This window comes from Shewanella sp. 11B5, assembly GCF_002836795.1.
GTDB lineage: Bacteria > Pseudomonadota > Gammaproteobacteria > Enterobacterales > Shewanellaceae > Shewanella > Shewanella frigidimarina.
Genome location: NZ_PJAP01000729.1, coordinates 1 through 1,898, shown reverse-complemented (window position 1 = coordinate 1,898; position 1,898 = coordinate 1). Strand labels below are relative to the sequence as shown.

Sequence of the window (1,898 nt, the reverse complement as noted above, 5' to 3'; positions counted from 1 at the left end):
GATGCAATCAAAAAAATCTAAATTTGGTATTAGCTCTTTGAGCTTAGCCATTTCATTTGCACTTGCCGGATCTGTTGTAAGCGCTCAAGCATTCGCAGCCGATGAAGAAGTCGCAAAGAAAGAAAACGTTGAAAAAATCGCAGTAGTCGGTTCACGTGCAGCACCTCGTTCAATTGGTGATTCACCGGTTCCAATTGATATCATTAGCAGTGATGACCTAAAGAAAAACGGTTCGACCGACATGATCGACATGTTAGTGACATCAGTGCCTTCTTTTAACTCTCGTGCACAACCGATTAGTGATGCAGCAACGTTAGTTCGTCCGGTTAACTTACGTGGTTTACCATCTGACAGTACACTTATTTTGGTTAACGGCAAACGCCGTCATCGTGCGTCAGTTATTGCTTTCCAAGGTGGTGGCATTAACGATGGTGCACAAGGGCCAGATATTTCGGTTATTCCTGGTGTGGCATTAAAGCAAGTTGAAGTATTACGTGACGGTGCAGCAGCTCAGTATGGTTCGGATGCGATTGCTGGTGTGATGAACTTTGTATTAAAAGATGCCTCTGAAGGTGGCTCTATCACTGTCAGCCAAGGTGAATACTACGAAGGTGACGGCGCAGCAACAACAATTGACGGTAACATTGGTTTACCTTTGACTGATGATGGCTTTGTTAATATCAGTGCACAATATAAAACCGCAGATGCGACTAGCCGTAGTGTCCAGCGTCCAGATGCAGCAGCCATTGCTGATGCGGGTAATACTTCAATTCTTAATCCTGCGCAAACTTGGGGTAATCCAGAGATCAATGATGATTTTACTGTATTCGTAAACTCTGGTTTTGATATCAATGATAACACTCACTTGTATGCATTTGGTAACGTGTCATCACGTGAAGCAACAGGCGGTTTCTATTATCGTAATCCACATAACCGCGGTAACGTTTATTCAGTAGATGGTGGTGAAAGTTTATTAGTTGGTGATGTTGGTTTGGCCACTGATGGTGTCGCAACATGTAACAACATGGATGTTCCTATTCCTAAGATAGATACCGATGGTGATGGTATTCCAGATCAAGATGGAAACGTGCTAGGTACTGACGCTTATCAAGCAATGGTTGCAGATCCTAACTGTTTCTCAATGAACCAAATTCGTCCAGGCGGGTATACACCACAATTTACCGGTAAAATTGAAGATATGTCTTTCTTCGCTGGTGTTAAAGGTGAGCTAGGCGAGTGGATGTATGATGCCAGTGCGGGTACTGGTAGCAACAAAGCCAGCTTTGGTTTAAAAAATTCTCTTAACCCATCATTGGGTTTAGACACGCCAACTGACTTTGATACCGGTTCTTACGAGCAAGTAGAAACAACTGTTAATATCGACTTTAGCCGTTTCGTTACTATTGGTAGCTTAGAAGATATTAGTTTTGCTACTGGTTTTGAATGGCGTGAAGAATCATTCGAAATTGGTCAAGGTGATGACGCCTCTTGGACTGCAGGCCCTTATGCCGATCAGGGATTCAATATTGGCTCACACGGCTTTAAAGGCTTTGGCCCTGAATCAGCCGGTAAAAACGACCGTAATAACATTGGTATTTATACTGACGTTGAAGCGTATTTAACCGAAGATTTCTTATTAGGTATTGCACTTCGTTATGAAGATTTCTCTACTTTTGGTGACACACTAAACTACAAGTTAACCGCGCAGTATGTTGCAACCGATGAATTATCATTCCGTGCATCACACAGTACTGGTTTCCGTGCGCCAACTGTTGGTCAAGAAAACGTAGTTAACACTCAAACATCGATTGTTAACGGTGACTTGATTCAAACCTTCATTGCTCCACCAACAAACCCATTAGCGGCTTTCTATGGTGGTGAAGTTCTTAATCCTGAAG

The 1,898-nt window shown here is 42.8% G+C and carries 1 protein-coding gene; it reads left to right on the top strand.

Annotation, left to right across the window (positions count from 1 at the left end; genetic code table 11):
* Position 1: 1 nt before the first annotated feature.
* The coding region (locus tag CXF78_RS15800) for a TonB-dependent receptor plug domain-containing protein (protein WP_102037320.1) at positions 2-1,898 on the top strand (1,897 nt) is incomplete at its 3' end.